Annotated in this window: 7 protein-coding genes; 1 reads left to right on the top strand and 6 read right to left on the bottom strand. The window is 62.8% G+C overall.

The window, feature by feature from the left end; translation table 11 throughout:
* Nucleotides 1-167 precede the first annotated feature (167 nt).
* Nucleotides 168-1706, top strand: a complete 1539-nt coding sequence (locus IBX54_RS09465) for a 3-deoxy-D-manno-octulosonic acid transferase (RefSeq protein ID WP_296542409.1) — start codon at nucleotides 168-170, stop codon at nucleotides 1704-1706.
* Here the strand turns inward: IBX54_RS09465 and IBX54_RS09460 are convergent.
* The 6 genes from IBX54_RS09460 to IBX54_RS09435 all read right to left on the bottom strand — a co-directional run bounded on the left by IBX54_RS09460 (nucleotide 1674) and on the right by IBX54_RS09435 (nucleotide 9131).
* Nucleotides 1674-2990 carry a TolC family outer membrane protein gene (locus tag IBX54_RS09460; protein WP_296542408.1) on the bottom strand — a complete coding sequence of 439 codons (1317 nt, stop codon included), beginning with the start codon at nucleotides 2988-2990 and terminating at the stop codon, nucleotides 1674-1676. The two genes, IBX54_RS09465 and IBX54_RS09460, sit on opposite strands and share 33 nt — an antisense overlap.
* Before the next feature lie 63 nt (nucleotides 2991-3053).
* Nucleotides 3054-3395 carry a rhodanese-like domain-containing protein gene (locus tag IBX54_RS09455; protein ID WP_296542407.1) on the bottom strand — a complete coding sequence of 114 codons (342 nt, stop codon included), beginning with the start codon at nucleotides 3393-3395 and terminating at the stop codon, nucleotides 3054-3056.
* A gap of 2 nt (nucleotides 3396-3397) precedes the next feature.
* Nucleotides 3398-4060 carry a protein-L-isoaspartate O-methyltransferase gene (locus IBX54_RS09450; protein WP_296542406.1) on the bottom strand — a complete coding sequence of 221 codons (663 nt, stop codon included), beginning with the start codon at nucleotides 4058-4060 and terminating at the stop codon, nucleotides 3398-3400.
* Between the two features lie 40 nt (nucleotides 4061-4100).
* Nucleotides 4101-7277, bottom strand: coding sequence for an efflux RND transporter permease subunit (locus tag IBX54_RS09445; RefSeq protein WP_296542405.1), 3177 nt, complete (start codon nucleotides 7275-7277; stop codon nucleotides 4101-4103).
* Entirely contained in the window at nucleotides 7278-8420 is a 1143-nt protein-coding gene (locus tag IBX54_RS09440) for an efflux RND transporter periplasmic adaptor subunit (RefSeq protein ID WP_296542404.1), read from the bottom strand.
* A 21-nt stretch (nucleotides 8421-8441) separates the two neighbouring features.
* Nucleotides 8442-9131 carry a TetR/AcrR family transcriptional regulator gene (locus tag IBX54_RS09435; RefSeq protein WP_296542403.1) on the bottom strand — a complete coding sequence of 230 codons (690 nt, stop codon included), beginning with the start codon at nucleotides 9129-9131 and terminating at the stop codon, nucleotides 8442-8444.
* Nucleotides 9132-9335: the final 204 nt, after the last annotated feature.

The raw sequence follows: 9335 nt of genomic DNA, 5'->3' as shown, positions 1-9335 counted from the left end.
GTCTCTGTTCAAGGTCCGTGTGCGGTATCGGGCCGGGTACGGATGGCTCGCGATGGTGCGTCTGGTACTTACGCCCCGCGCCAGTGCAGCGTATTCGCCCAGCCAACGCCCTCGGTAGATGCCGTCTGGCAAGCCTGGCTGGGTGTGTTGCCCCCCACGCCAAACGCATGATCCGCTGGCTTTATTCCTGGTTCATGTGGCTGGCCCAGCCGCTGCTCAGGCGCAAACTGAGGCGCCGCAGCGTGCAGGAACCGGGTTACGGGCAATTCATCGGGGAACGCTTTGGCCGCTACGGGCAGCCGGTGCCAATTCACGGCGGCCCCACGGTCTGGATTCACGCCGTGTCTTTGGGCGAGACCCGGGCCGCTGCTGTGCTGGTCGCCGCGTTGCGCCAGCAGTTGCCGCAGCTGCGCTTGCTGCTCACCCACGGTACCGCGACCGGTCGTGCTGAAGGCCTGAAACTTCTTGAAGACGGTGACTTGCAAGCCTGGCAGCCGTGGGACACGCCGACTGCGGTGACGCGCTTTCTGTCGCATTTCAAACCTGATCTGGGCATTTTGATGGAAACCGAGGTCTGGCCCAATCTGGTGGCGGCATGCGACTACCTGGGTGTGCCGCTGGTGCTGGTCAATGCGCGCCTGAGCGACAAGTCATTGCGCAAGACGCAGCGCCTGGCCTGGCTGGCGCGTCCGGCCTATGCGGCACTGACCGGCGTGTGGGCGCAAACGGCACAAGATGCGCAGCGGCTGCGGTCTCTGGGCGCAAAGGTTGAAGGCGTGCTGGGCAACCTCAAGTTCGATGCCACGCCTGATGCTGCTCAAGTGGCGCAGGGTAAAGCCTGGCGCTCGCAACTGGACCGGCCGGTGGTGATGTTCGCCAGCTCGCGCGAGGGTGAAGAGCTGGCGCTACTGGAAATATTGAAGCGTTATGGTGAGCCCGCTGAAACTGGCGCTATCGGGCAGACCGACCCCGCCCCCGTCATTGCGAGCCATCCGTACCTGGCCCGATACCGCACACGGACCTTGAACAAGGAAGTCGTCACTGCGAGCGTAGCGCGGCAGTCCATGCAGTCCGGGGTCATGGATTGCGTCACTGCGCTCGCAATGACGAGGTCCCCGCGCAAGGAACATGTGTGGTGTCGGGCCGGGCACGGTGGGCTAGCAACGGCACAGCCCCAACAAAACGTGCAGTGGCTCATCGTGCCGCGCCACCCGCAGCGCTTTGATGCGGTGGCCGCGCTCATTGAATCCCATGGCTTTGCCGTGCAGCGGCGCAGCCGCTGGGGGCAGGGCGGGCCGGTCACGCCAGATACCGCGATGCCCACGATCTGGCTCGGCGATTCGCTGGGGGAAATGGCGTTGTATTACGGCCTGGCGGATGTGGCCTTGCTGGGTGGCAGCTTCGAGCCGTTGGGCGGGCAAAACCTGATCGAGGCCGCCGCCTGCGGTTGCCCGGTGGTGATGGGGCCGCATACCTTCAACTTTTCCGAGGTGGCCGAGCAGGCGCTGGTTGCGGGTGCAGCGCAGCGGGTTCAGGAGCTAGCGCAGGGCGTTGTTGCTGCGTGTGATGTGGCGCTCAATCAGGCGCTGCACCAAACCATGGGCCAAGCCAGCGCCGACTTTTCCGGGCAAAACCGGGGTGCCGTCGAGCGCACCACGCAGGCGTTGCTGAAACTACTTGGCCAGCAAGGCGTTGACGGCGTTTAAGTCGTCCGCCGTGAGTGTGCCGTTGGCCTGGCGCAGCTTGAGGCCGCCCAGCAGCACGTCGTAGCGGGCCTTGGCCAGCTTGGCCTTGGTGTCGAACAGCGCTGTCTGGGCGTTGAGTACATCGATGTTGATGCGCACACCGACCTGATAACCCAATTGGGTCGCATCGAGCGCGCTCTGGCTGGAGGCTTCGGCGGCTTCCAGCGCCTTGACCTGGCCCAGGCCCGATTCGACGCCAAAAAACGCGGTGCGCGTGGCTTGGGCCACACCACGCTTGGCGGCGTCCAGATCGCTGCGCGCCTTGTCTTCGAGAGCCAGCGTTTCCTTGATGCGGTTTTGAATGGCATAGCCGGCAAACAGCGGTAAATTAAAGCTCAAGCCGACGGCGGCCACATTGGTACGGTAGTCCTGCGATGCGCTGGGCGTCCCGTTGTTTTTGGTGATGTTGTAGCTGCCGTTCAAATCCAGCGTGGGTTTGTTGCCAGCCTGCGCTTTTTGGGTCTCGAGCCGGGCTACTTCCAGGCCCAGCTGGGCCTGACGCACGGCCGGACTCATGGCTTCCGACTGGGCTACCCAGGTGGTCACGTCAGCTGGTGCCACGGGGGCAATCACCACGGGCACGGCCAGCGGCTTGGGCGCCGCACCGGTTTTGCCCGTGAGTTGATCCAGCGCCAATTTTTTGACGCGTAAGTCGTTCTCGGCAGCAATTTCCTGAGCCAGGACCAGGTCGAAACGGGCTTGCGCCTCGCGGGTGTCGGTGATGGTGGCAGTGCCGACTTCGAAGTTGCGCTTGGCGGAGGCCAGTTGCTCGGACACGGCTGACTTTTGGGCCTTGACAAAGTTCAGGTTGTCACTGGAGGCGAGCACGTCAAAGTAGGCCTGGCTGACGCTAACGATCAGTTCCTGGTCGGCTGCCTGCAGCTGTGCCTGCGCCACGCCCACCGACTTTTCGCCTTGCGCAGCCGTGGCGGTGTTGGCGGGGCGGTACAAGGGCTGGCTGGCGCTCAGGGTGGCGCTTTGGCTGCCGTAGCTGCGGTCTTGGCCGGCCTGCGTGTTGTCGATGCTGGCACGATTGACGCCCGCACTAAGGCCGACCGTGGGCAGCAGCCCTGCCCTGGCTTGCTCCGCCTTGGACAGGTTGGCCTCATACTGCGACTTGGCCGACTGGTAGCTGGCATCAAAGCCGCGCGCCGCGTCATAGAGCTCCACCAGGCTTTGGGCCTGTGCGGGCAGCACGCAGGCGACAGTCAGGGCCAGGGCAAGCGGGAGTTGACGCAAGTTCATGATGATGTGCCTGAAATAGAGTGCCAATAAAGGGCCGCGCGGGGGAATTGGCGAAGACCCGAATCAGTAGCGCGGCACGCTGGGGTCCACTTCGGACGACCAGGCGTTGATGCCGCCCGCCACATTGGCCACGTGCTGGAAGCCGCGTGCCTTCAGAAAGTTGGCTACCTGCATGCTGCGCGCACCATGATGGCACAGGCAGGCCACGGGTTGCCGGGGGTCGAGCTCGTTGAGGCGCGGCGGGATCACACCCATTGGAATGGTGATGAGCTCAAAGCCATCGGCCTTGATGCTGGCGGTGCGCAACTCGTGGGGCTCGCGCACGTCGAGCACCACCGGGTCGCCGTGGCCGCGCACGGCATCGAGCCAGTCTTTGAGTTGAATCGGGCGAACTTGTGTAACCATGTTTAAAACTTGAAAGTGTCCGGCTGCGGGAAGTTGAGCAGGCGTGGTGCGTTGTCGTCCCATTGTTCGACACTGTTGAAATTGGTTTCGCTGCTGCGTGTGACCACTTGCGCGTGCATGATGGGCTCCTCGCCCACGATGGCCACCAGTCGGCCGCCAATCTTGAGTTGCGACAGCAGCGCCTGAGGCACTTCGGCAACAGAACCACCCAGCACAATCACATCAAATGGTGCCTCTGCAGGGGTGCCTTTGGAGCCGTCAGCCTGGCGCACCTCAGCGTTGTGAATGCCTGCACGCTGCAGGTTGGCACGGGCCATGTCGGCAATTTCGGGGTTGATTTCCAGCGAGATCACGCGTTGCGCCTGGTGCGCCAGCAGCGCCGTCATGTAGCCCGAGCCGGTGCCGATTTCCAGCACCTTGTCGGTCGGTTGGACGGCGGCATCCTGCAGCAAGCGGGCCTGCACGCGGGGTGGCAACATGCTTTGGCCGCCGGGCAGGGCAATGGCCATGTCAACGAAGGCCAGGGATTTTTGCGCCAGTGGCACGAAGTCCTCGCGCTTCACGCTCGACAGCAACCCAAGCACGGCCGGGTCGCTGACGTTCCACGGACGGATTTGTTGCTCGATCATGTTGAAGCGGGCTTGTTCCACGTTTTGCAAGTTCATCTGAGTACTCCTGGGGGTATGTTAACGGAATCTGGCGATTTTAGCGGGTGGGAAGGTCAATGTCCCTGACTGGTAATGGCGTTACAGCAGGTTTGCGCCAGCATTTGCTTAACCATTGCGCCAAATCATCCATGTAGCAATAAACCACCGGCACCACCACCAGCGTCAGCAGTGACGATGTGATGACGCCGCCAATGACCGCCTGGCCCATGGGAGCCCGCATCTCGGAACCCTCGGACAGCGCCAACGCGAGCGGCAGCATGCCAAAAATCATGGCCAGCGTGGTCATCAGGATGGGGCGCAAGCGCACCTTGGCTGCTATCAGCAGGGCGTCGTGCCGACTCGAGCCGTCCGCGCGCGCCCGAATGGCAAAGTCCACCAGCAAAATGGCGTTCTTGGTGACCAGGCCCATCAGCATCACCACGCCGATCACCGAGAACATCGACAGCGTTGAGTTGAACAGCATCAGCGCCAGCACCACGCCGATCAATGTCAGCGGCAGTGCCGTCATGAGCGCCAGTGGCTGGAAAAAGCTCTTGAACTGACTGGCCAGAATCATGTAGATGAAGATCACCGCCAGCGCCAGCGCCGACAGCGCGTAGCTAAAGGCCTCGGCCATGTCTTTCACCGAGCCGCTGAACTTGTAGCTGTAACCGGGCGGCATGGCAATGCTGTCCATGGCTAATCTGATGTCGGCAGACACTTCGCCGGCCGAGCGCCCCGACACATTGCCGGTGATGGCCACTTCGCGCATCAGGTCGCGCCGGTTGATCTGGTTGCTGCCCGTGGCCTCGATGACGCTGGCTACCTGGTCGAGCCGAACCACGCGGGCGCTGCCGTCTGCCTGGATGCCCACGGTGAAGGGCAGGGTGTTGAGGTCTTGCGGCTGCTTGCGCGACTGCGGCGACAGGCGCACGTTGACGTCGTAGGTCTGGTCGTCAGGCGCGCGCCAGTTGCCCACCGTCTGGCCGGCCACCAGCGTGCGCAGGCTGTTGCCGATTTGTGCCACGCTCAGGCCCAGGTCGGATGCCACGTCGCGGCGCACCTGCACGTCGAGCGTGGGCTTGTCGGGTTTCAGGCTGGAGTCCACATCCACCAAGCCTGGCACGTTGCGTATTTTTTCCAGCGCCAGCGCGTTCAGCCGTGACAGTTCGCCCATGTCGGCACCCTGAATGGAGAAGGCAATCTGCTTTTGCCCGCCCACCGGGTCGAGCAAGCCAACGTGGCTGACGCTGATGCCCGGCACTTCGCGCAAACGCTGGCGCAGCACGGTGGACATCTCATCGACGCTGCGCGTGCGCTGCTTGCGGTCCACCAGGCGGATGTAGATGCTGGCGTACATCTTGCCCTGCGCGTTGCCGGTGTTGATGGTGGTTAGCGTGTAGTTGACCTCGGGAAAGCTGCGGATGATGCCTTCCACTTGGCGCGCCCGCGCTTCGGTCACTTCCAGCGACGAGCCCACCGGCGTGTTGAAGGTGAGGTTGGTCTCGGAAAAGTCCGACTTCGGCACGAACTCGGTGCCCAGCAGTGGCACCATGAACAAACTGCCGACAAAAATGGTCAGCGCCAGCAACACCGTGCTGATCTTGTGGTCCAGCGCCCAGCGCAGGATGCGCTGGTACACATCAACCAGCGCGTCGGTGCCCTGGTCAAACAGCGCGGTGATGCGCCCGATGGTTTTGTCGTACAGCGTGCGCGGGGCCAGGTGCTTGCCATGGGCCTCGATGCTGGGGTCGTGCCAGATGCTTGATAGCATGGGGTCGAGCGTGAAGCTGACAAACATCGAGATCAGCACCGCCGCCACAATCGTCAGGCCGAATTCGTGGAAGAACTTGCCGATGATGCCGCCCATGAAGCCGATCGGCAAAAACACCGCCACGATCGACAGCGTGGTGGCAAACACCGCCAGGCCAATTTCAGCGGTGCCGTCCATCGACGCATCAAACGCGCCCTTGCCCATTTGCACATGGCGCACGATGTTTTCGCGCACCACGATGGCGTCGTCGATCAGCAAGCCCACGCACAGGCTCAGCGCCATCATGGTGATCATGTTGATGGTGAAACCCAGCAGGTTCATGAAGAAAAACGTGCCGATCAGGGCAATCGGCAAGGTCAGACCGGTGATCACGGTGGAGCGCCAGGAGTTCAAAAACAAGAACACGATCAGCACGGTGAGCAGCGCGCCCTCGAACAGGGTTTGCCGCACGTTGGACACCGACACCCGGATTTGCCGCGAGCCGTCGGTGATTTGCGTCAGCTTGATGCCGGGGGGCAATTGCTGCTGCAGCTCGGCCAGGGTTTTGTTGAGGCCATCGACCACGGCAATGGTGTTTTCGTCCTGAGACTTTTGCACGTTCAGCAGCAGCGTGCGCTGGCCGTTGTAGAGCGCCAGGCTCTCGATCTCCTGTGATCCGTCCTTCACCTCGGCCACCTGGTCAACGCGCACCGGGGCGCCATTTTTACGCGTGATGATGATGCGGCCGAAGTCCTCTGGGCGCTGCACACGCGCGGCGATCTGGAGCACCCGGTCTTGGTCGCTTGCGCGGATGCTGCCCACCGGATAGTCCTGGTTCTCATTGCGCACGGCATTGGCCACCTGCTCGGGCGTGATGCCGAACGCGGCCAGGGCCTGGGGATTCAGGTAAATATTGATCTCGCGCTGGCTGCCGCCCACCAGGGCCACGGAGCCGACGCCGCGCACGTTTTCCAGCCGCTTTTTGAGCGTCTGATCGGCCCAGCTGGTGAGCTCGACCGCATTGAAAGCGGCGCCCGCGCTGGCGTCGGGCAGCACCGCCACCGACCAGATGGCGCGACTGCTCGGGTCGAAGCGCAGCACGCGCGGTTCCTTGACTTCGTCACGCAACGTGGGGCGGATGGCGGCCACTTTTTCACGCACGTCGTCAGCGGCCTTGCGGCCGTCCATGTGCAGGCCGAATTCGATGATGACCACCGACTGACTCTCATATGAGCGCGAAGTGAGGGCGTTGATGCCGGCAATCGAATTGACACCTTCCTCTATTTTTTTGGTGACTTCGCTCTCGACAATCTCGGGCGAGGCGCCGGGGTAGTCGGTGCTGATCACCACCACCGGGAAATCGACGTTGGGGAACTGGTCCACCTGCAGCCGCTGCATGGAAAACAGGCCCAGCACCACCAGGGCCAGCATGACCATGGTGGCAAAAACGGGGTTGTGCAGGCTGACGCGGGTGAACCACATTCAGGGCTTCCCTGTGGCAGCGCCAGCCAGCCTCACCAGTGTCCCGGCGCGCAGGCTGCCGACCCTGCCGTCAATCACCACGCTGCCCTCGGGCACGCCGGTGACTGCCACCAGGGTGCTGCCGTCTGCCTCACCGCGCGCGCCCAAGCCCACGTTGAGGTGCTGCACCTGGTTCTGGCTGACCAGCTGCACATAGGGTTGCGGCTTGTCGGTGCGCACCGCGCTCAAGGGCAGGGCCAGCGTTTGCACACGGCCCACACGCAGATGACCCTGGGCAAACAGGCCGTGGCGCAAGCCAATTTGCGGAGCGATGCTTAGATAAACCAGCACGGCGCGGCTGCCAGCGGCGGCGCTGGGGTTGATGCGCACCACCTTTTCGCTGACGGCCTGCTGGGTACCGTCCAGTGTCAGTTGGGCGCTTTGCCCCACCTTGACCAGCAGCGAGTCGGCCGCGTTCAGGCTGGCTTCGAGCTCCAGTTGCCGGTTGTCGACAATCTCGACGACGCGGGTATCTACCGACACGCGCTCGCCCGGTTGCGCCAGGCGCTGCGAAATTTGCCCGCTGATGGGCGCGCGCAACACGGTGTCGGCCAGCGCCTTGGCTGCCACGTCGGCGCCCGATTGCGCAGCGGCGTAATTGGCCTGGGCGCTCGCCAGGCTGGCTTGCGATGATTCGAGCGCCGTGCTGGAGATAAAGCCCTGCGCCACCAGCGCCTGGTTGTTGTCGAAATTGCGCTGGGCAATGTCCACCTGCGCCTTGGCGGCTGCGGCCTGCTGGCGCGCCTGGCGCACGCGTGCGTCGGACTCGGTGGGGTCGATGTGGGCCACCACCTGGCCAGCGGTCACGCTGTCGCCCTCGCGCACGCTCAGGCCGCGCAACTCGCCAGCAATGCGTGCCTTCACCAGCGCTGTGTTGACAGCCTTGAGGGGGCCTGAAATCAACACGGTTTGCGTCAATTCAAGGTTCTTTACCTGTACCAGGTCGCTGGCGGCCAGATTGATGCTCACTTGCGATTGTTGTGCCGCCTGTTGTGCTTCCAGTGCGGTCTGGCGGGCTTTTCGTGCTGACAGCGTGCGCAGGGTGCCAGCCACCAGCAAAGCCACCACGAGGCCGCCAAGCGTCCATTTGATCCAGGGTTTCATGTCAGTGTGTGCGCCGCGGCGTCAGTGATTGGAGGGAGTTTGCGCGCAAAAACCATGCAACAGCATGTCGAGTTGCGCTGTCAGATAACTTTGCGGGTCGAGCTGCGCCGGGGCGTCGCAACAGGTGCCCAGGGAATGTTTCCACAACGCCAGAAACAGCATGGGTGCCATCACCAGATAGGCGCCATAGCGCAAGTCCATCGCGCGAAACTCGCCACGCACCACGCCGCGTTGCAGGATGCGCTGGATCAGGGTGTTGGCGGGCTGCATCACTTCATGCTGGTAGAAGCTGGCAAGTTCCGGGAAGTTTTGCGCTTCGCTCATCATCAGTTTGGGGATGCCGCTGGCTTTGCTGCTGCCCAGGCGCTCCCACCAGTTGAACAAACAATAACGCAGCATGTCCTGGGTACTGCCATCAAAGCGGTCGAACGCTTCGTTCCACTCGGCAAAGCGGCCGGAAATGTTCTCGCGCACCACGGCTTTGAAAAGCTCTTCCTTGCTGGGAAAATACAGAAACAGCGTGCCCTTGGACACCCCGGCGCGTGCCGCCACTTCCTCGACGCGGGTGGCAGCAAACCCCTTTTCCACGAACAGGTCCAGCGCGGCGGCCAGCAGTTCGCCCGGACGCGCGCCTTTGCGGCGCGAACGGCGTGCCTGCCCGTCGGTCAACGTGACGGCTTGGGGCTGGGCATGGTGTGTGGTGCTTGACATGAGGTTAATGACTATTGGGTTATTAGTTTAACGTGAAAGATTCCGAAGACATGGATCGCCACACTGCGTTTTCCATGAACAACCCCGTCATTGCGAAAGCGACCGTCATTGCGAACGCAGTGAAGCAATCCATGACCCCGGCCTGCATAGACTGCCGCGCTTCGCTTTCCATGAACAGCCCCGTCATTGCGAACGCAGTGACGC

Source organism: Rhodoferax sp. (assembly GCF_014859475.1).
GTDB lineage: Bacteria > Pseudomonadota > Gammaproteobacteria > Burkholderiales > Burkholderiaceae_C > Rhodoferax.
This window is presented reverse-complemented; position numbering and strand designations above follow the sequence as displayed.